This window comes from Neglectibacter sp. X4 (genome assembly GCF_009917365.1).
Classification (GTDB): Bacteria; Bacillota; Clostridia; order Oscillospirales; family Acutalibacteraceae; genus Acutalibacter.
On record NZ_QWLE01000001.1, the window covers coordinates 36,650 to 56,503 of the forward strand.

Sequence of the window (19,854 nt, forward strand, 5' to 3'; positions counted from 1 at the left end):
ATGGGCTTCTGTGTTAGGAATCCTCGAAGATGCGAAAACGCTTTTCAAACGTTCGCCTTTCTTGCGGTTCCTGCCTTGAACCCCACTAAATCCCCTCGAAAATCTGCATATTCAACTTATGTGAACACGCTCTAAAACAGGAAGCATATATGGAATTTAACCACAAGCCCGTTTTATTTCGGGAAACTATAGAAGCTCTCCATATCCGCCCTGACGGCCTGTACATTGACGGCACCATGGGGGGAGGGGGGCACTCGGAGGCGATTCTCCAGCGCCTTGCAGGCGGACGGCTGCTGTCTATCGATCAGGATCCGGACGCTATCGCCGCAGGAGGGGAGAGGCTTGCAAAATATCCCCAGTCCACAGTGATCCGGGGGAATTTCGCCCAGATGAAGGAACTGGCACAGGAGCATGGCATTGAGGCGGCAGACGGCATTTTGCTGGACATTGGCGTTTCTTCCCACCAGTTAGATGCCCCGGAGCGCGGTTTTTCCTATCATCACGACGCGCCCTTGGACATGCGCATGAGCCAGGCCGGCCTTTCCGCCAGGGATTTGGTGAACACCCTGCCCCAGGAGGAGCTTGCAAGGATTATTGCCCGGTATGGAGAGGATCGCAGTGCGGGGCGGATTGCGGCGGGCATCTGCAAGGCCCGGGAGCAGGGGGAGATTGCCACCACCCTGCAGCTTGCGGAGATTATTAAGGATTCTGTCCCGGCGGCTGTGCGCAGGGCAGAAGGGCACCCGGCCCGGCGCACCTTCCAGGCGCTGCGCATTGCGGTGAACGGAGAGCTGGACAGGCTCCGGGAAGGGCTGGAGTCAGCCTTTGTACTGTTGGCCCCCAAGGGGCGGCTGGCGGTTATCACCTTCCACTCCCTGGAAGACCGGATGGTGAAGCGGGAAATGGCCCGTTGGTGCCAGGGATGCACCTGTCCTCCGGATTTCCCCGTGTGCGTGTGCGGGAAAAAGCCTCAGGGGAGGCTGGTCTATAAAAAGGGGCTTAGCCCCTCGGCAGAGGAACTGCTGGAAAACCCCCGGGCCAGAAGCGCGAGGCTGCGGGTTTTTGAGAAAAACGGACAATAACAGGGGCGCGGCTCCTTTACTATAGAAGCGGTTCGACTGGCAGAAAGCCAAAAGGAGGTGAGCGCCATGGCAAACTTTTCAGAAGCATATGATTTCGCCTTGTTCGAGGAGCGGAGTGCGGCAGCGCCTGCTGTTGTGGAACAGCCGCAGCAGCAGCCCCGCAGGGAGCGCAAAGCCCGGGAGAATGTGGTGGAGCTGCCCCAGGAGGGCACGCAAAAGCAGGTTAAGCCCAAGAGGCACGTGTTCCGGTTTGTGGTGTATTTCCTGTTCTCCAGCGTGGTTTTTATCACAGTGGTTTCCGTGGTGCAAAGCCAGGTGCTGCTTACAGAGCTTACCCAGGAAATAAACACAGTGACAGATGATCTTGCCAAGGCGGAGAGCGTGGAAATCCAGTTGAATATGCAGGCGGCCCTGCGGATGAACGACGCCCAGGTGGAGCAGTATGCTGCCGGGAAGCTGGGGATGAGCAAAATTTCCGGCACCCAGGTGACATACATCAACGTGGCCCGGGCCGACCAGGGCAGGGTGCTGCAGGATCTGGACGGCGGCTCGGTGCTGGACAAGCTTCTGGCCTCTTTAAGAAGCCTGTTTGCCTAAAGGAATTTGCTCCCGCGGGGTTATAGCGGGGGCTTGGCGGGAATAACAATAGTAACAGAAAAGCGGTGAAATGGGGGGAGATGCGGCCTGCCCCGCTTTTTCTTTATAGCGGCATGCATGAAAGCAGAACGGCTGAAAAATCCGGGCATAGGCCCTGAAAAGGACGGTGAAGGCGGATGCCAAAAGGAATGGCGGAGAAAATGCGCCATAAGGCCATGGGGCTGACGGCGGCGCTGGTGATAATAGGGTTTGGGGCGGCGGCTGTAAGCCTGTTCCACTGGCAGATTATGCGGGGGGAGGAGATGAAAACCGCGGCCATGGATCAGAGCCTGCGAAGCACCTCCCTGCCTGCCATGCGGGGATCTATTTACGACGCTACCGGCACCAAGGTGCTGGCCCAGAGCGCCAGCGTGTGGACAGTGGTGCTGGAACCCTACTTTATAGCGGGGGACGAGGAGCTGCGGCGCACCATAGCTTCCGGCCTTGCGCCCATACTGGATCTGGACGAGGAGGAGCTTTACCAGAAAACCGGGAAGAAAGACTCTTTCTATGAAGTGATAAAGCGCAAGATTGAATCTGACACCCGGGACGCGGTGAATAATTTCCTGCAAGAGCATGGGATTGACTCTGGCGTGCGGCTGATTGACGATTACAAGCGCTATTACCCCTACGGAACAGTGGCCTCCAACATCCTGGGCTTTACAGGCATGGACGGCAACGGCCTGGAGGGGCTGGAGCTTTATTATGACGACGAGCTTAGCGGCACGCCGGGCCGCATGGTTTCCGCCCGCAACGGCTGGAACCTGGATATGCCCTTTGAAAAGGAGCAGATGGTGCCGGCGGAGAATGGGTATGATTTGGTGCTCACCATTGACGAGACAGTGCAGAGCATTTTGAAAAAGTACCTGGCAGAGGGCATTGAAAAATACCAGGTGAAAAACGGCGCGGTGGCCATTATGATGGACGTGAAAACCGGCGGGGTTATCGGCCTTTCCACAAAGCCCGACTATGACCCCAACGATCCCTTTACAGTCCTGGATGAAAGTATGCTGGCGGATATTGAGGCTTTGCCGGACGATGAGCAGGATGAGGCCTACAGCGCCGCTTTGAACCGCCAGTGGCGCAACAAGGCTGTGGCGGATACGTATATCCCCGGCTCGGTGTTTAAAATGTGCGTAGGCTCCATGGGCCTGGAGGAAGGCGTGATTGAGGAGGCCAGCAGCTACACCTGCGATGGATCTGTGAAATTTGACGGCATGAAGGATCCCATTTCCTGCTGGAAACATGCGGGCCATGGCACTACCACCTTCCGGGAAGGGCTGTGCAACTCCTGCAACCCCTGGTTTATGCATATTGGCGGGCTTTTGGGGGCGGAAACCTTCTCCAAATACCGGGAAGCTTTTGGCTTTACGGAAAAGACAGGCATAGACCTGCCTGGTGAATCCTACAGTATCTACCACAGCACGGAAGCTTTAGGCCCGGTAGAGCTTGCCTGCGAATCTTTCGGGCAGAACTTTACCATCACCCCTGTGCAGATGATTACCGCAAGCTGCGTAATTGCCAACGGCGGATATCTGGTGCGGCCCCATGTGGTGGATCGCATTGTGGACGAGGAGGGGAACATTGTCAAGACGGCGGACACCACCTACCGCCGGCAGGTGATTTCGGAAAAGACAGCCTCCACCATTGCGGACATCCTCCGGCAGAACGCGGAGGTGGGAACGGCCAACGGCGGCTATGTGATGGGATACCGGGTGTGCGGTAAGACAGGCACCTCGGAAAAGGTGGATAAGCACAACCAGGACAGATCCAAGCCCATGGAATACATAGCCTCCTATTGCGGCTTTGCGCCGGCAGAGGATCCCCAGTATGCCCTGCTGGTGTTCTTTGACGAGCCTGGCGGGGACGATCTCCAGAACAACCAGACCGGCGGCAACGCGGTGGCAGGGCCTATCTTCTCTAAAATTATGGAGGAGGTGCTGCCTTACCTGGGGGTGGACGCCCAGTATACAGAGGACGAATATGAGCAGCTTGACATGGTGTCCCCCTCTGTTGCAGGCAAAACCCTGGAGGAAGCCTATAGCCTGCTGGAGGATATGGGCCTTACCTACAGCGTAATCGGCAGCGAGGACGGGGACGCGGTTATCACCCAGCAGATTCCTGAAAGCGGCGGGGCCGTACCCAAGGGCGGCAAGGTGGTACTGTACACTGAGGGCTATGACGAGGACAGCACCCTGGTGGAAGTGCCTGATTTCAGCGGCTATGACCTGGCAAACGCCATCTATGTTGCCAGCATTAACGGCCTGCAGGTAAGCGTCAAGGGCGCTTCCGTCAATGGCACCACTGTCAGCCTGCAAAGCATAGACCCAGGCGACAGAGTGAAGCTGGGAACGGTTATCACCCTGACATTCGTGGAAAATGTGGTGACAGACGTGCCCACAGTGGAGCTAGACGAGTAGCGCCATAGGGCAGGGGCAGCGAGAGGAAAAAAGAGGGAAGGCAGGATAAAACATGAACAACGTGATTTATTGCATGGCAGCGGTGCTGGGCTTCGGCGTAACGGCTTTCTTGGGCCGGTGGCTCATTCCCTTCCTGCACAAGCTGCATTTCGGGCAGACCATCCGGGAGATAGGCCCTAGCTGGCACAAGAACAAGCAGGGCACCCCCACCATGGGCGGGCTGATGTTCATAATCGGCATCACTGCCGCCATGGCGGTGTGCGTGCCTGCCGCCCGGGGCATGGGATACGGAGAGACGCTTCTCATGCAGGTGCGGGTGCTGGGGGGCCTTGCCATGGCCCTGGCCTATGGGGCCATTGGGTTTATGGATGACTATATCGGCGTGGTGAAAAAGCGGAACCTGGGGCTGACCGAGCGCCAGAAGCTGGTGCTGCAGTTTGCCGTGGCGGCGGCATACCTTGCCTCCCTGGCTCTGGCGGGAGACACAACAGCCACCACAATCCCCTTTATAGGCCAAATAGACTTAGGCCCTGGCTACTATATCCTGGCGGCCATTTTGCTGGTGGGGCTTACAAACGCGGTGAACTTTACCGATGGCGTAGACGGCCTGAACACCACTGTCACCTTCTTTGCCTTTTTAAGCCTGGCCCTGTGCGCGGGGTTCCTCTCCATGACAGGCCTTTCCGTCCTGGGCGTTGCGGCGGCGGCAGCCTGCATTGGCTTTCTCATGTGGAACTTCCACCCCGCCAAGGTTTTCATGGGCGACACAGGCTCCCTGTTTTTAGGCGGCATGGTGGGGGCCTTGGCCTTTGGGCTGGATATGCCCATCCTGCTGCTGCCCATCGGCTTAGTCTATTGGGCGGAAATCCTTTCCGTGGTGCTGCAGGTCACTTATTTCAAGTCTACCCACGGCAAGCGCCTGTTTAAAATGTCCCCCATCCACCACCACTTTGAAATATGCGGCTGGTCTGAGGTGAAAATATGCACAGTTTTTGGCTTGGTGTCCCTTTTAGGGGGAGCCGTTGCCTTCTGCTGTGTGCTGTGGGGCGTATAGCCCTGCCAGAGCCTGGACAGAATATAGCCATTAGAAGACAAAGCTACCTGATAGGAAGGAGGAATCCCCATGGCAGCAGAAGGCAGGACGGCCCGGGGCCTGAGAAGGGTGCCCCAGTCCGCGCCGCCCCCCAGGGAGCGGCAGAGGGGAGGGGAGCCTGGAGACAGGCCCCGGCAGCGCCGCACCCGGTTAAAGTTCAAGATTTTCTCCCTGGGGCAGGGCCTGGATATGCCCCTGTTCGTGTTTATCATGGTGCTGCTGGCTGTGGGGCTTGTGATGCTCTTTTCCGCAAGCTATGCGGACAGCTATTACCGCCAGGGGGACAGCTATTACTATATCAGCCGCCAGGGCGGCTTTGCACTGGCAGGAACGGCGGCCATGCTGCTCATCTCCACCTTTGACTACCACCAGTTCCACAAGCTGGCCCTGCCCATTCTTGGCGTATCCGTGCTGCTGCTGATCATTGTGCTTGCCTTTAAAGGCACTTCCCTGGCGCCTGTGGAGGGTGTTGCCAACCGATGGCTGGATTTCGACCCCCTGCCCATCCGTTTCCAGCCTTCAGAGGTGGCGAAGTTTGCCCTTATTTTAATGTTTGCCCACCTTATTTCCCAAAACGCCGCCAGAATGCATACCTTTCGGTATGGCGTGGTGCCTTTTGTGGGCCTTATGGCCCTGATAGCCGGGCTTATTGCTTTGGAGCACCATCTTTCCGCCACCCTCATTATCCTTTTGCTGGGCGCTTCTTTGATGTTTGTAGGGGGAACGCGGGTGCGGTGGTTTGTCATTGGAGGCTCCATTATCCTTGCGGCCCTTATTCTGATGCTGGCCTTTGGCGGCAGCTATCAGACAGACCGCGTGGTGGGCTGGCTGGATCCCTTTAACGCGCCGGAGGGCGTGGACACCTACCAAACCCGGCAGTCTTTATACGCCATCGGCTCCGGCGGCTTTTTAGGCTTGGGGCTGGGGCAGTCCCGGCAGAAATATTTATATCTGCCCGCCCCCCAGAACGATTTTATTTTCGCCATTGTCTGCGAGGAATTGGGCATGGTGGGGGCGCTGGTGATTATGGTGCTGTTCGGGATGCTGATTTGGCGGGGCGTATATGTTTCCTTAAAGGCCAAGGATCGCTTCGGGATGCTCCTGGGGCTGGGCATTACCTTCCAAATAGGCATACAGGCGGTGCTGAACATCTGCGTGGTGACAAACACCATCCCAAACACAGGCATCAGCCTGCCCTTTTTCAGCTATGGGGGCACAGCGCTTTTGATGCTGCTGGGGGAGATGGGCGTGCTTCTGAACATTTCCCGCAGTGCCAGCGTGGAAAAGACATAGGGCTTGCCGGTTTTAAGAATCGCACCGAGTGCAGGGGCAAAACCCTTGCGCCCGGTGCCCTTCCCATATTTTCAGGAACCAGGTATTGATTTATGGCCGGCTGGCCGTTACAATAAGGTGGAAAGCACATCACTTTTGAAAGGATCGTGGGGACATGAAAGTATTGTTTACAGGCGGCGGCACGGCAGGGCACATTAACCCGGCCCTGGCTGTGGCGGGATATCTGCGCAAAAAAGAGCCGGACACGGAAATTCTGTATGTGGGCAACCGGGGCGGCATGGAGGAACGGCTGGTGGCAAAGGCGGGGTATCCCATGCAGACCATCACCATCTCCGGCTTCCAGCGCAGGATAACCCCTAAAAACCTGATGCGCAACGCCCAGACTGTGGTGCGCATGTTCACTGCCAGCAGCGAGGCCCACCGCATTATCAAGGAGTTTGCCCCGGACGTGTGCGTGGGCACCGGCGGCTATGTAAGCGGCCCGGTGATACGGGAAGCCGCAAGGCTCCATATTCCCTGCGTCATACATGAGTCCAACGCCTATCCCGGGGTGACCACCCGGATGCTGGCAAAATCCGTCCATGCGGTAATGCTGGCTGTGCCTGACGCCAAGAATTATTTCGACCACTCCGTAAACTGCATTGTCACCGGGAACCCTGTGCGGGGGGAGGTGCTCTCTGCCCAGCGGGAGGAGTCCCGCAAGGCCCTGGGGCTGGACGAGCGCCCCCTGGTGCTGTCCTTCGGGGGAAGCCTGGGGGCCTCTGCCCTAAACCGGGCCGCCGCTTGGATGCTGGCCCAGAGCGCGAAAAAAGGCGAGGTGCAGCATATCCATGGATACGGCACCCATGACGAAAAATTTATGGATGAACTGCGGGAGTTTGGCTTTGACCAAGCCGCAAGCCCTCAGATACGCCTTTTGGAATACATCGACAACATGCCCCAGTGCCTTTCCGCCGCGGATCTGGTGATTGGCAGGGCTGGGGCCATGACCCTGACGGAGATAGAGGCCAAGGCTAAAGCCTCCATCCTGGTGCCCTCTCCCAATGTGGCGGAAAACCATCAGTTCCACAACGCCATGGCCCTGGTGCGCCGGGGTGCGGCGGAGATTATAGAGGAAAAGGACTTGACAGGGGAGGCTTTGTGGGCCAAGGTGGAGGAAATCCTGGCAGACCCCCAGCGCCTGAAATCCCTGGGGGAAAACGCGGGGAAGCTGGAGATCCTGGACGCCAGCGAGCGGATTTACCGCACCATTAAGGCGGCCTGCGCGGCCGGGAAACAATAAGGAGAAGGCCATGGAGAAAATCACTCTCTGCGGAGACGACTGCCTTGCCTGCCCCCGCTATAATGCCCATAGCCAGGAAGAACAGAAAAAAGTTGCCTAGCTGTGGTACCGGACGGGGATGCGGAACAGCGTTGTCCCGCCGGAGGAGATGGCCTGCACAGGCTGCTCCTCCCACAAGGAATGTACATACGGCTTAACGGACTGCACTAAGGCCCATGGCGTGGAAAAGTGCAGCCAGTGCGGGGCATTCCCCTGCGGGAAGATAGAGTCTGTGCTGGAGAAATCGGCAAAAATCCAGAAAAAATGCCGGGCCGTGTGCAGCCTGGCAGAGTATGCCGCCCTGGAGAAAGCCTTTTTCCATAAGGAAGAAAATCTGCGGAAATAGGGGCGGGCGCTTCGGCAATCACCGATTTGGGAACATTTCATATGATAGCGTATGCTAACAAATCGAGGTGTTCCCTATGATTATTATTGACGGCCCTGCGGAACTCTGCGGGGAAATCAGCATCCAGGGGGCCAAGAACAGCGCGCTGCCTATTTTGGCGGCAACGGTTCTGTGCAAGGGCCAAAGCGTGCTGCACAACTGCCCCGACCTGACGGACGTGGAAACGGCTGTACGCATTTTGGAGCACTTGGGGTGCCGCTGCGCCCGGGAAGGCTCTGATCTGGTTGTGGACAACGCCATGACCGGCTGCGAGGTGCCCCAGGAGCTTATGCGGGAAATGCGATCGTCCATTGTGTTTTTGGGTGCCATTGTCTCCCGGTGCGGGGAGGCCAGGCTCTGCTTCCCCGGCGGCTGCGAACTGGGGCCGCGGCCCATTGACCTGCATATCTCCTCCCTGCAGAAGCTGGGGGTGGAGATTGAGGAAAGGGGCGGGTGCCTCCAGTGCCAGGCGCCGGGGGGCATCCAAGGGGCCTATGTGTCCCTTTCCTTCCCCAGCGTGGGCGCTACAGAAAACCTGATGCTGGCAGCGGTGTGCTCCAAGGGTACTACCATTATCGCGAACGCTGCCAGGGAGCCGGAAATCGCCGATCTTGCCGCCTATCTCAACCGCTGCGGCGGGCGCATTTATGGGGCGGGGGAGAGCTGCGTCATCATTGACGGGGTGAAGGAGCTTTTCGGCAGCGAGCACAGGATGATGCCCGACCGCATTGTTTCCGCCACCTACATGGCTGCGGCAGCAGTGACGGGAGGGAGCGTTACCCTGCGGGACGTGGATAACGCCCACATCCTGCCCATGCTTTCCCCCTTTGAGGAATCGGGCTGCGAGGTGCGGCAGATGGGCGGAAGCCTGAATATCATGGCCCCCCGCAGGCTTATGCCGGTAAAACATATCCGCACCATGCCATATCCCGGCTTTCCTACAGACGCCCAGCCAGTGGTAATGAGCATGGCGGCAGTGGGCAGCGGCACCAGCGTCTTTGTGGAAAACATATTTGAGAACCGCTACCGCCATGCAGAAGGCCTGCAGCGGCTGGGGGCGAAAATTAAGGTGGAAGGAAAGGTTGCCATTGTAGAGGGGGTGGACCGCCTGGCAGGCGCGCCGGTGGAGGCGTGGGATCTGCGGGGCGGGGCAGCCCTGGTGGTGGCGGGCCTTGCGGCCCGGGGCCGCACAGAAATTGAAGGGGTGGAATACATCCGCCGGGGCTATGAAGATATTGCCGGGAACCTTGCGCTTCTGGGGGCAAGGATCCGGGAGGCGGACTGAAATAAATCGCTTTTAGGATGTAAAAAAGAAAGGGGGAGCGGCTATGGCGCAGAACAGGAAGCCCAGGCGGGGGTTTTGGGATGGGGACGATTTTGTGGATATCCGCTCCCATTCAGACGGGGAAGTGCCTCAAAGGGCGCGGCCCCTGAAAGAAACCGGGAACCGCCGGCCCCGCTCCCAGCAAAGGCCCGCGCCCCCCGGCAGGCCCAGGCCTGCCGGGGACAGAGCGTCTGCCCAGGAGCGTCCTGTCCGTCCGCCTCAGCCAGGGGGAAGGCCTGCCCGCCCAGGCCAGCGCCCCCTGAAAGAGGCCGGGAACCGCCGGCCCCGCTCCCAGCAAAGACCCGCGCCTGCCCGTCCGCCCCAGCCAGGGGGAAGGCCTGTCCGCCCGGGCCAGCGCCCCCGGCCCGGGAAGGCTCCTGCCCCTAAGCGTCCGCCCCAGCCCCGCAAGCGCAGGCCTCCCATGAAAAAAGGCCTGCGCCGCCTGCTGATGCTGGGCGGAATATTTGTTATGCTGGCGGTTACCTGTGTGCTGGCAATCTCCCTGCTGTTTAAAATTTCTGAAATCACTGTTACCGGGGATGTGGTGTATCAGACAGAGGACATCCTGCGCCTGTGTGAATATGAGGTGGGGGATAATCTGTTTTTCATCACCACCAGCGACCGGGTGAAAAAGCTGAAAGCCCAGCTTCCCTACATTGCGGATGTGGAGATACGCCGCCACATTCCAGGCACCCTGGAAATCCACATCACAGGCACACAGGTGGCTTGCTGTGTTTTTTCAGAAGGCATGTGGCTTTATGTCAGCGGGGAAGGGAAAATATTGGAAACTCAGCCAGAGCCTCGGGAAGGCGTTATGCGCATTGAGGGGCTTGCACCCCAAAACCCCCAGGCGGGGGGGATGGTGCAGGTGGAGGATAAGGGCCTGCAGGAAGCCTATTCCACGATTCTGGAAAAAATTGTGGAATTGGGGGCCTGGGGGGAGTTCACCCGCCTGGACATCACAGACCCTTATAACATCACCTTGTGGTATCAGGACAGGGTGGAATGCAAGCTGGGCAACGCCGCAGAACTGGATTACAAGGTGCAGTTTGGCTATAAGCTTCTGCGGGAAGGCCATATAGGGGAGGATCAGACAGGGGTCTTAGACCTTTCCTATGCAGACGTGCGCCGGGCAGGGTTTACCTCCCAGCCTGTGGATCCTGCGGGGCAGGCTTCCCCGGCGTCGGCTTCAGGCGGCGAATCACAGCCGGAGGAGGGAGAAAGCCCGGACAGCAGTACAGAAGAGGAATCCGGCGGCAGGGGGGACGATATCCCTGACGAACCTATAGGCTAGGGAAAGAAGGACAGGCGGCATGAAAACGATAACGTGTAAAAAAGATGGTACAAATTTGGATTGCGTGGTTTTTGGGAAGGGGGCGAAAACGCTCGTCCTAATCCCCGGCTTGAGCTTCCAGCGGGTGAAAGGCGCGGCGCTCCCCCTGGCTTATATGTACCGCGCTTTCACAAAAGACTATACAGTATACGTTATGGATAAAAAGGATACTGTGCCGGACGGGTACACCATCAGGGATATGGCGGAGGATACTGCTTTTATGATGGAATACCTGCGCCTGTCCGCCGCGGATGTGGTGGGCGTGTCCCAAGGCGGCATGATAGCCCAGTATCTTGCGATACGCCATCCCGGCCTGGTGCATAAGCTGGTGCTTTGCGTTACCGCGTCCAGGATAAGCGAAACCATGGAAAAAGCTATAAACAGATGGATTTGGCTGGCGCGGGAAGGGGATTATGCGGGGCTTGTGGCTGATATGTTTGAGAAAATGTATTCAGAGGCGTATAGGAAAAAGAACAGGCGGCTGATCCCCCTCCTTTCCAGAATTGGCAGGCCCAAAGACTACAGCCGTTTTATTGCCCTTGCAGAAGCCTGCCTGACCTGCAACGCCTACCCGGAGCTGCATCAGATCTCCTGCCCCGCTTTTGTCATCGGCGGAAAAGAAGATCAGGTGGCTGCAGGCTCTGCGTCGGAAGAAATCGCCGGGAAGCTTTCCTGTGAAATCTATATGTATGAGGCCTTGGGCCATGCCGCCTATGAGGAAGCAAAGGATTTCAACCAGCGCATCCTCCGGTTTTTGCAGGAGCCCTGTTTTCGGCCTTGACTTGCCGGAAAAAATGGTGTACAATACCCCCAATAGGACGAAAGACTGTGACGGAGACAGGCGCGGCGGCGCGAAAATCCCAGAGAGCCGGCGGCAGGTGCAAGCCGGCATGAGTAGCCCGCAGGCGTATCCCTCCCAAGTCGCAAGCTGAAAAGGAAGGCGCGGTAGCGTTTCCCCAGTAAGCGCAGCCGGCTCCCCGCCGTTACCGGGGCGTGTATGTACGCAGGCGCGCAGCCTGTGCGATACGCCGAAATGGGTGGTACAGCGAAGGTTTTTGCCCTCGTCCCGTTTGCGCGGGACGAGGGCTTTTTGCGTATCAGATGGCTTTCGGCAGAAATTTTGAAAGGAAGGCGGAAAAAATGAGCGAACTTTACAAGGCCGTTTCCCCGGACATGAATTTTGTGGAGCGGGAAAAGGCCACAGAGCAGTTCTGGCAGGAGCATAAAATTTTTGAAAAGAGCGTGGAGCAGCGGAAGGGATGCCCCGCTTACACTTTCTACGACGGGCCTCCCACCGCAAACGGCAGGCCCCATATCGGGCACTTGGAAACCCGGGCCTTTAAGGACATGTTCCCCCGGTACCACACCATGAAAGGGGAGCAGGTGCTGCGCAAGGCCGGGTGGGATACCCATGGCCTGCCTGTGGAGCTGGAGGTGGAAAAGCTTCTGTCTATCAACGGCAAGGAGCAGATTGAGGAATATGGCATTGCCCCCTTTATCGACAAGTGCAAGGAGAGCGTATGGAAATATAAGGGCATGTGGGAAGATTTCTCCCGCACCGTAGGCTTCTGGGCAGACATGGATGATCCTTACGTCACCTACCACAACAGCTTTATTGAGTCAGAGTGGTGGGCTTTAAAGCAGATTTGGGACAAGGGCCTGCTCTATAAGGGCTTTAAAATTGTGCCCTACTGCCCCCGCTGCGGCACACCCCTTTCCTCTCACGAGGTGGCCCAGGGCTATAAGGACGTGAAGGAGCGCTCTGCTATTGCCAAGTTCAAGGTGAAAGGGGAGGACGCCTTCATCCTGGCCTGGACCACTACCCCCTGGACGCTGCCCTCCAACGTGGCCCTGTGCGTGAACGCCGGGGAGGATTATGTAAAGGTAAGCTATACGAAGGAGGATAAGGCCGAAACCTACTACCTGGCCGCGGCCCTGTGTGACACAGTGCTGGGAGAGGGGAATTATACTGTGCTGGAGCAGTATAAGGGAGCCGACCTGGAGCACAAGGAATATGAACCGCTGTTTGACTTTGTGACCCCCAAGGAGAAATGCTGGTATGTGGTGTGCGATGATTACGTCACCCTCACCGACGGCACCGGCGTGGTACACATTGCTCCGGCCTTTGGCGAGGACGACGCCAAAGTGGGCCGCAGATATGGCCTGCCCTTGGTGCAGCTTGTGGACACAAAGGGCCAGATGACAGAAGAAACCAAATGGGCAGGGGTTTTCTGCAAGGATGCGGACAAGGAAATCCTGGTGGACTTAGACAAGCGTGGCCTGCTCTATTCCGCGCCGAAATTCGAGCACAGCTATCCCTTCTGCTGGCGCTGCGACACGCCCCTTATCTATTATGCCCGGGAGTCCTGGTATATCAAGATGACCGACGTGAAAGAGCAGCTTATCGCAAACAACAACACGGTGAACTGGCTGCCAGAGAGCATCGGCAAGGGCCGCTTTGGGGACTGGCTGGAAAACGTCCAGGACTGGGCTGTCAGCCGCAACCGCTATTGGGGCACGCCTCTCAATATCTGGGAGTGCCAGTGCGGCCACCGTCACGCTGTAGGCAGCATTGCGGAACTGAGGGAACTGTCGCCTAACTGCCCAGAGGACATCGAGCTGCACAGGCCCTATGTAGACGAGGTAACCATCCCCTGCCCCCACTGCGGAGGGGAGATGCACCGGGTGCCCGAGGTTATCGACTGCTGGTTCGATTCCGGCTCCATGCCCTTTGCCCAGTACCACTATCCCTTTGAGAACAAGGAGCTGTTTGAAAGCCAGTTCCCGGCAAACTTCATTTCCGAGGCTGTAGACCAGACCCGGGGATGGTTTTACTCCCTCTTAGCCATCTCTACGCTTCTGTTCGACAAGGCCCCTTATAAAAACGTGCTGGTGATGGGCTTGGTGCAGGACGAGGAAGGCAAGAAGATGAGCAAGTCCAAGGGCAACGCTGTAGAGCCTATGGAGGCCCTGGAGTCCTTTGGCGCAGACAGCCTGCGCTGGTTCTTCTATACCTGCTCGGCCCCCTGGCTGCCCAAAAATTTCAGCAAAAAAACAGTGGTGGAGGGCCAGAAAAAGTTCTTCTCCACCCTGTGGAACACCTACGCTTTCTATGTGCTGTACGCGAACATTGACAGCTTTAACCCCACAAAGCACAGCCTGGATACATGCGCCCTCACCGTTATGGACAAGTGGCTTTTGTCCCGGCTGCACTCCACCATCAAAGAGGTGGACGGCTGCCTTGCCGCCTATAAGGTGCCGGAAGCAGCAAGGGCCTTGCAGGACTTTGTGGACGAAATGAGCAACTGGTATGTCCGCCGCAGCCGCGCCCGGTTCTGGGCACAGGGGGAACTGGAGGACAAAACTGCCGCCTACATGACACTGTACACAGCCCTGGTGGAAACGGCAAAGCTTTGCGCGCCTATGGCCCCCTTTATGAGCGAGGAAATTTACCGCAACCTGGTGTGCTCTGTAGACCCCGCCGCCCCGGAAAGCGTGCATCTGTGCGCCTATCCTGCCGCAAAGGAAAGCTGGGTGGACGAAAAGCTGGAGCAGGACATGGACGAGGTGCTGAAGGTGGTCACCCAGGGCCGGGCCGCCCGGAACCTTTCCGGTATTAAAAACCGCCAGCCCCTGCAAAAGCTGTATACAGACGCGCCCTCCGGCCTGGGAGAGCTGTACCAGGATATTATCAAACAGGAATTGAACGTGAAGGAACTGGAATTCCTCAGCGATATGTCAGCCTTCGCCGCCTACACCTTCAAGCCCCAGCTAAAGCTTTTGGGCAAGAAATTCGGCAAGCGCCTGGGAGAATTGCGGGAAGCCCTGCAGAACCTGGACGGCTCCGCCGCCAAGAAGCAGCTTGACAATGAGGGCTTTGTGGCGGTGCCCATGTCTGACGGGGGGGTACAGCTTACCGCGGAGGAACTGCTTATTGACGCTGCCCAGAAGGAGGGCTTCACCTCTGTTTCCGACAGGGGCCTCACTGTGGTGCTGGACACGGCCCTGACAGAGGAACTCATCGAGGAGGGCTTTGTGCGGGAGATTGTCTCAAAGCTTCAGTCCATGCGCAAGGACGCAGGTTTCCATGTCACCGATCACATTGAGGTGTACCAGCAGGGGAGTGAGAAGGTTGCCGCTGTGCTGCAGGCCAATGAAAGCGCCATCCTTTCCGATGTATTGGGGGAGGCCTGCCATTATGGCGCCCTGGAAGGCTACACCGCAGAATGGGATATTAACGGCGAGGCTGTCACCCTGGGCGTGCGGCGGGTGGAAAAATAACAGGCTGTCCGCCTAAAACAAAGAGGAAATTTTGAAACAGGAAGCATCCCCGCTTGGCAGGCAGGGAATGCTTCCTGTTTTTATAGTCCCTGCGGTTGAAAAGGGCAAAACTTTTTCAAACACATTAACTACATATACCCGGGCGCTTTTTTATACAAAGCATTGCAAAAGCTTAGGGGTTGTGATATGATTGGTTTACAGAACTTTTGGGGAAGGACTTGATATTCATGAAAAAAAGAATAGCTGCTGTGCTTTTGCTGGCCATGTTTTGCATAACCCTGGCGGGCTGTTCGGCTAAGCCGGAGCAGGGCAGCGCCCAGCCTGCTGCCGGGGGATGGGAACCTTTAGTCTCTTCCTCTGTAGAGCCGGCTTCCTCTGCCGCCGCCACGCCGGAGCCGGCGGTACAGCCCACCCCAACGCCCTCTGCAAAGGGAGAGGAGACTCCCTCTGCCGCAGACGGCCTCGGCGCCCCTGCCAGCCAGCCTGAGGATGTCCAGCCTGCTCCCAGCGCGGCGGAGGCTGACGACTTCGGCGTAACCTTGTATATTGGCACAAAGGCTGGGGGGTTCCAGGAATATCCTTGTACGCTGGAGGGAGAGGTGACCCCAGAAGGGCTGATACAGGGAATTGCCGATCTCACAGGCTGGGACTTGACCCTGGCAGAGCCTGTGGCAACGGGCAAGGGCGGTATGAGCGTGTGCCTGGCGGAAAGCTCAGCCCTGTTCCAAGGCCCTATTGAAAACCAGAAGGACGAATTCCACATGCATAGCGCTGATCAGATGGCAGAAACTGTGCTGGACAGCATCCAAAAGACCCTGCAGGAGGGCTTTACTGGAGCAGGGGGCAACCCAGATAATATAGATATTTATTTCTATATGGAGGGGGAACAGCCCCTGGCCCTGTCGAATATCGGCTTCTCCTGGCCTTTGGATCAGCCATACCAGTGGAGTGCCGCACAGCAGAACTGATAAAAAGCACAAGAGGGAGACGGGCTGTAGTATGCGGCCCTTATGACGAAAGGAGTTTTCCTATGCCTATCCGTATTATTACCGATTCCGCCTCCGACATGGTTTCCCCTCAGCGGCAGGAAGTCAGGGTATTGCCTATGACTATCAGCTTTGAGGGCAGGCAGTGTCAGGACGGGGTAGATTTAACCCACAGGCAGTTTTATGAACAGCTTATTGAAGGAGACGACCTGCCGGTTACCAGCCAGGTAGGCCCCGGAGAATTTGAGGACGCTTTCCGGGACGCTGTGGAGGCTGGGGAAGAGGTGGTAGCTGTCACCTTGTCCAGTAAACTTTCCGGCACTTGGCAGTGCGCCTGCCTTGCGGCCCGGAAATTCCCTGGAAAGGTGCATGTGGTGGACAGCGAAAACGCCACTATTGGCGAGATGATTTTGGTGGAGCGGGCCTTGGAGTTGCTGGATCAAGGCCTGGAAGCGACTGAAATAGCGGCCTGCCTGGAGAAGGAGAAAAAGTCTGTCCGGCTTATCGCCCTGCTGGACACCTTGGAATACCTGAAGCGCGGCGGGCGCATTTCTCCCACCACAGCTTTAGTGGGCGGCCTGCTGTCTGTAAAGCCGGTGGTAGCTGTCCGGGAGGGCGAGGTGGTGGTGCTGGGCAAGGCCAGGGGATCAAAAAACGGCAACAGCCTGCTGATTCAGGAGATTGAAAAAACTGCCGGGGTGGATTTCAGCCGCCCCTACCGCCTGGGTTATACCGGGCTTAGCGATGCCCTGCTGCAAAAATATATAGCAGACAGCCGGGAGCTTTGGCAGGAGCATACGGATTCCCTGCCTTTCTGTACAGTAGGCGGCACCATTGGCACCCATGTAGGCCCGGGAGCCGTGGCTGTGGCGTTTTTCTGTAAATAGAGTTTAGATATTTCTCAAAAGAAGCGCTTGCTCTTAGGCAGTCACCCATAAAGAGGTATCCTTACAATGAGTGGCACAGTCGATTTTTGATAGATTCTTGGTGCGGCGATAAGGCCTTCTTTGTCTTTGGGAGCAGATAAAACGCAGAGAGCCTGTTTGGGCACTCTGCGTTTTATTGAAGCCAGCACATTAGAATAGATTAAATTAGTACTCCATTAGTCTTATTCCAGCATCACCTGCATCAAACCAGCAGCTTGCGCTTTTTCCAAACGCCAGAAAGGAAGTAGACCATTGCGGGAATTGCGGTGACATAAGTAGCCAAAGTGTAGCCTAAGAGCACGCCGAACATCCCCATATGCAGCACCTGCTCAAACAGCAGGAACAGGCCGATGCGGGCCACCACACCGTCCATGAGGCCGATGATCAGGCTCAGCCTTGCGTTGCCGATACCCTGGATAAAAGGATTGAACGCCTGCATGATGGGAAAAGCTGACTTTTTTGATTTGCGTTTGCCATACTATCTTTCATTCATTCCTTTCCGGATCGTTTCCACGATCCCCGCTATTGTGTACTGGTCGAGAGCGGATTCTACCGCGTCCTGGGCGGCGCCCAGCGGCTTCCGGATAGCTCTCAATATATTTCCACCTACCGGGCAAGTTGGGTTGGGCCGCTGGTGCGTGTCGAAAAGATGGGCATTTTTCCTTGCCTGCACTGCTAAAAATACATCCTTCAGCGTAATCTCTTCCGGCGGCCTTGCCAGTTCGGTGCCGGCCGCACCGTTGCGGATACGCAAAAGGCCGGCATTTTTTAGCTGCCCGTTGAGCCTGCGGATCACCACCGGATTGGTGTTGGCGCTCTCCGCAATCCGCTCTGACGGGCATTGCCCGGGATAGATAGCCGCGAACGCCAGGATGTGTATAGCCACAGGGAACCTAGTGTTTGCGCTCATGATACCGCCTCCCTTACGCAACTATTGTAGTTACACTTATGTGAAATGTCAAGAGTTTTCTGGCTATTCGTGGGTACAAATGAAGGCCAGTGCCGGAAATTTGCACCCCAAAGGGATAAGAATATGTGTTCTATGAGGGAGGTCAGTTGATTTTACTTCTCCGCCGGACAACATCTTTAGAAATTCGATTTCTCTTTAACACATAGCCATTTTTTCTCCATAAGCTGGATGTTTTTCGGGAAAAGTTCAATGGTAGAACGGGTAATATTTAAGTCTCCGCAAATACGCATAGGTTTTGTTTCATTTAAAAAGCAGGCCCGTCCTGGATTTCTCACTCTTCACGAAAACTTACACACGCCCGAGCAGATTTGATTGCCGCTGGACTTTTTCCTCTGAGGGCTGTATAATACAAATTAAATACAGATAAAGGAAAATACCAGGAGGTACAGCTATGCAAAGCGACGCACCAAGGCCCCAGGGCCTATTGGCCCGGCTGCTGGAGCCGAAAGCCCAAATCCCGGAGGAACGAAAGCGCTTTTCAAACCCGGCCCTGAAGGCCCTGATCCTGCCCGTACTGATTGAGCAGTTTCTGGCCCTTTTGGTGGGCATTGTGGATACCCTGATGATAAGCTATGCCGGGGAAGCGGCGGTGTCCAGCGTATCCCTGGTGGATCAGCTTAACAACGTGTTCATCATGGCCTTCACAGCTCTTGCCTCTGGAGGCGCGGTGGTGGCCAGCCAGTATGTGGGCCGGGAGGACAAGGAAAACGGGGACATGGCGGCAAGCCAGCTTGTAATGTCCATCAGCGCCATTTCCATCCTGTTGGGGCTGGTGGTGCTGCTGTTCGGGCGGCAGATTTTCGGCCTGCTGTTCGGCAGGGTGGAGCAGGAGGTGCTGGATACCGGCATGGTTTACATGCGCATCACAGCCTTTTCCTTCCCCTTTTTAGCGCTGTATAACGGCTGTGCCGGGCTTTTCCGCAGCATGGGCAGGACAAAAATCCTCATGCAGGTTTCCATTGCCATGAACGGCATCAACGTAGCGGGCAACGCCATCGGCGTGTTTGCCCTGCGCGCAGGCGTGGCAGGCGTGGCTTGGCCCACCCTGATTTCCCGGGCCTTTGCGGCTGCTGCCATGGTGATACTGACCATGAACCCGGAAAACCCCATCTCCCTGCGGCTTTCCATGGTGTTCTCCTGCCGGTGGAACATGATTACAAGGATTTTCCGCATTGCCGTACCCAACGGCATTGAAAGCGGCTTGTTCCAGCTTTCCAAGGTGGCCCTCAGCTCCATTGTCGCCACCTTTGGTACTGTGCAGATTGCCGCCAACGGCGTGGCCCAAAGCTTCTGGTCTATGTCGGCCCTGTTCTGCATTGCCATGGGTCCTGTGTTTATCACAGTGGTGGGCCAGTATATGGGCGCGGGAGACGTGGAAGGCGCTGACTACTATATGAAAAAGCTTCTGCGTATCACGTTTGCCGGGGCCGCTGTGTGGAACCTGGCCATCCTTTTAGCCACGCCCCTGGCTTTGCAGGTGTACAGCCTCAGCGGGGAGGCCAAGCACCTGGTTATCCTACTGGTTTTCATCCACAATTCCCTCAACGCTGTGTTCGGCCCTGTGGCCTTTGCCTTTGCCAACGGCCTGCGGGCCGCCGGGGACGTGAAGTTCACCATGTACGCCGCCATCTTTGCCACGGTAGTGTGCCGGGTGTCCCTTTCCTTCCTGTTTGGGCTGGCGCTGCAAATGGGCGCTGTAGGCGTGGCCCTTGCCATGGTGTGCGACTGGGTTATCAAGGCCATATTGGTTATCTGGCGCTATAAGGGCGGCAAGTGGCGCGCCATGCGAGTGATTTAACCGTAC

General features: G+C 57.0%; 16 protein-coding genes. 14 read left to right on the forward strand and 2 right to left on the reverse strand.

Annotation, left to right across the window (positions count from 1 at the left end; all coding sequences use genetic code 11):
- The first annotated feature begins 149 nt into the window (after positions 1-149).
- The 13 genes from rsmH to D1841_RS00270 all read left to right on the forward strand — a co-directional run bounded on the left by rsmH (position 150) and on the right by D1841_RS00270 (position 17,041).
- Positions 150-1,082 carry a 16S rRNA (cytosine(1402)-N(4))-methyltransferase RsmH gene (gene rsmH / locus D1841_RS00210; RefSeq protein WP_160641129.1) on the forward strand — a complete coding sequence of 311 codons (933 nt, stop codon included), beginning with the start codon at positions 150-152 and terminating at the stop codon, positions 1,080-1,082.
- 66 nt (positions 1,083-1,148) lie between these two features.
- Positions 1,149-1,679, forward strand: a complete 531-nt coding sequence (locus tag D1841_RS00215; protein WP_160641130.1) for a hypothetical protein — start codon at positions 1,149-1,151, stop codon at positions 1,677-1,679.
- A gap of 188 nt (positions 1,680-1,867) precedes the next feature.
- Positions 1,868-4,138 carry a penicillin-binding transpeptidase domain-containing protein gene (locus D1841_RS00220; RefSeq protein WP_237076105.1) on the forward strand — a complete coding sequence of 757 codons (2,271 nt, stop codon included), beginning with the start codon at positions 1,868-1,870 and terminating at the stop codon, positions 4,136-4,138.
- 52 nt (positions 4,139-4,190) lie between these two features.
- Positions 4,191-5,192, forward strand: coding sequence for a phospho-N-acetylmuramoyl-pentapeptide-transferase (mraY, locus tag D1841_RS00225; protein WP_160641132.1), 1,002 nt, complete (start codon positions 4,191-4,193; stop codon positions 5,190-5,192).
- Between the two features lie 69 nt (positions 5,193-5,261).
- On the forward strand, positions 5,262-6,524 hold the full coding sequence (locus tag D1841_RS00230) for an FtsW/RodA/SpoVE family cell cycle protein (RefSeq protein ID WP_237076106.1): 1,263 nt from the start codon (positions 5,262-5,264) through the stop codon (positions 6,522-6,524).
- A gap of 154 nt (positions 6,525-6,678) precedes the next feature.
- The gene (gene murG / locus D1841_RS00235) at positions 6,679-7,806 is read left to right on the forward strand and encodes an undecaprenyldiphospho-muramoylpentapeptide beta-N-acetylglucosaminyltransferase (RefSeq protein ID WP_160641133.1); all 1,128 of its coding nucleotides are present in this window, start codon (positions 6,679-6,681) and stop codon (positions 7,804-7,806) included.
- A 118-nt stretch (positions 7,807-7,924) separates the two neighbouring features.
- The gene (locus D1841_RS00240; protein ID WP_160641134.1) at positions 7,925-8,191 is read left to right on the forward strand and encodes a DUF3795 domain-containing protein; all 267 of its coding nucleotides are present in this window, start codon (positions 7,925-7,927) and stop codon (positions 8,189-8,191) included.
- A 76-nt stretch (positions 8,192-8,267) separates the two neighbouring features.
- Positions 8,268-9,515 carry a UDP-N-acetylglucosamine 1-carboxyvinyltransferase gene (gene murA / locus D1841_RS00245; protein WP_160641135.1) on the forward strand — a complete coding sequence of 416 codons (1,248 nt, stop codon included), beginning with the start codon at positions 8,268-8,270 and terminating at the stop codon, positions 9,513-9,515.
- 43 nt (positions 9,516-9,558) lie between these two features.
- The gene (locus tag D1841_RS00250) at positions 9,559-10,848 is read left to right on the forward strand and encodes a cell division protein FtsQ/DivIB (RefSeq protein WP_160641136.1); all 1,290 of its coding nucleotides are present in this window, start codon (positions 9,559-9,561) and stop codon (positions 10,846-10,848) included.
- Between the two features lie 19 nt (positions 10,849-10,867).
- On the forward strand, positions 10,868-11,668 hold the full coding sequence (locus tag D1841_RS00255) for an alpha/beta fold hydrolase (protein WP_160641137.1): 801 nt from the start codon (positions 10,868-10,870) through the stop codon (positions 11,666-11,668).
- Positions 11,669-12,027: 359 nt separating this feature from the next.
- Positions 12,028-15,168 (forward strand): isoleucine--tRNA ligase, encoded by a 3,141-nt coding sequence (gene ileS / locus D1841_RS00260; RefSeq protein ID WP_160641138.1) that lies wholly within the window; start codon positions 12,028-12,030, stop codon positions 15,166-15,168.
- Between the two features lie 227 nt (positions 15,169-15,395).
- On the forward strand, positions 15,396-16,136 hold the full coding sequence (locus D1841_RS00265; protein ID WP_160641139.1) for a hypothetical protein: 741 nt from the start codon (positions 15,396-15,398) through the stop codon (positions 16,134-16,136).
- A gap of 62 nt (positions 16,137-16,198) precedes the next feature.
- Positions 16,199-17,041, forward strand: a complete 843-nt coding sequence (locus D1841_RS00270; protein ID WP_160641140.1) for a DegV family protein — start codon at positions 16,199-16,201, stop codon at positions 17,039-17,041.
- Between the two features lie 241 nt (positions 17,042-17,282).
- On the opposite strand, the gene D1841_RS00275 is transcribed toward D1841_RS00270, so the two are convergent.
- Both D1841_RS00275 and D1841_RS00280 read right to left on the reverse strand, forming a co-directional pair.
- Positions 17,283-17,519 (reverse strand): hypothetical protein, encoded by a 237-nt coding sequence (locus tag D1841_RS00275; protein WP_160641141.1) that lies wholly within the window; start codon positions 17,517-17,519, stop codon positions 17,283-17,285.
- A 39-nt stretch (positions 17,520-17,558) separates the two neighbouring features.
- Entirely contained in the window at positions 17,559-17,990 is a 432-nt protein-coding gene (locus D1841_RS00280; RefSeq protein WP_160641142.1) for an Rrf2 family transcriptional regulator, read from the reverse strand.
- Positions 17,991-18,441: 451 nt separating this feature from the next.
- Here D1841_RS00280 and D1841_RS00285 point away from each other — a divergent pair, with 451 nt between their 5' ends.
- Positions 18,442-19,848: an MATE family efflux transporter gene (locus tag D1841_RS00285; RefSeq protein ID WP_201751151.1), complete on the forward strand. Its 1,407-nt coding sequence runs from the start codon at positions 18,442-18,444 to the stop codon at positions 19,846-19,848.
- Positions 19,849-19,854 lie beyond the last annotated feature (6 nt).

Coding starts and splice junctions, on each gene's coding strand:
- D1841_RS00270 (WP_160641140.1), top strand. CDS start 16,199: ATGCCTATCCGTATTATTACCGATTCCGCCTCCGACATGGTTTCCCCT.
- D1841_RS00220 (WP_237076105.1), top strand. CDS start 1,868: ATGGCGGAGAAAATGCGCCATAAGGCCATGGGGCTGACGGCGGCGCTG.
- D1841_RS00250 (WP_160641136.1), top strand. CDS start 9,559: ATGGCGCAGAACAGGAAGCCCAGGCGGGGGTTTTGGGATGGGGACGAT.
- D1841_RS00280 (WP_160641142.1), bottom strand. CDS start 17,990: ATGAGCGCAAACACTAGGTTCCCTGTGGCTATACACATCCTGGCGTTC.
- ileS (WP_160641138.1), top strand. CDS start 12,028: ATGAGCGAACTTTACAAGGCCGTTTCCCCGGACATGAATTTTGTGGAG.
- D1841_RS00255 (WP_160641137.1), top strand. CDS start 10,868: ATGAAAACGATAACGTGTAAAAAAGATGGTACAAATTTGGATTGCGTG.
- D1841_RS00240 (WP_160641134.1), top strand. CDS start 7,925: ATGCGGAACAGCGTTGTCCCGCCGGAGGAGATGGCCTGCACAGGCTGC.
- D1841_RS00265 (WP_160641139.1), top strand. CDS start 15,396: ATGAAAAAAAGAATAGCTGCTGTGCTTTTGCTGGCCATGTTTTGCATA.
- D1841_RS00215 (WP_160641130.1), top strand. CDS start 1,149: ATGGCAAACTTTTCAGAAGCATATGATTTCGCCTTGTTCGAGGAGCGG.
- mraY (WP_160641132.1), top strand. CDS start 4,191: ATGAACAACGTGATTTATTGCATGGCAGCGGTGCTGGGCTTCGGCGTA.
- D1841_RS00230 (WP_237076106.1), top strand. CDS start 5,262: ATGGCAGCAGAAGGCAGGACGGCCCGGGGCCTGAGAAGGGTGCCCCAG.
- D1841_RS00285 (WP_201751151.1), top strand. CDS start 18,442: ATGCAAAGCGACGCACCAAGGCCCCAGGGCCTATTGGCCCGGCTGCTG.
- murG (WP_160641133.1), top strand. CDS start 6,679: ATGAAAGTATTGTTTACAGGCGGCGGCACGGCAGGGCACATTAACCCG.
- murA (WP_160641135.1), top strand. CDS start 8,268: ATGATTATTATTGACGGCCCTGCGGAACTCTGCGGGGAAATCAGCATC.
- rsmH (WP_160641129.1), top strand. CDS start 150: ATGGAATTTAACCACAAGCCCGTTTTATTTCGGGAAACTATAGAAGCT.
- D1841_RS00275 (WP_160641141.1), bottom strand. CDS start 17,519: ATGCAGGCGTTCAATCCTTTTATCCAGGGTATCGGCAACGCAAGGCTG.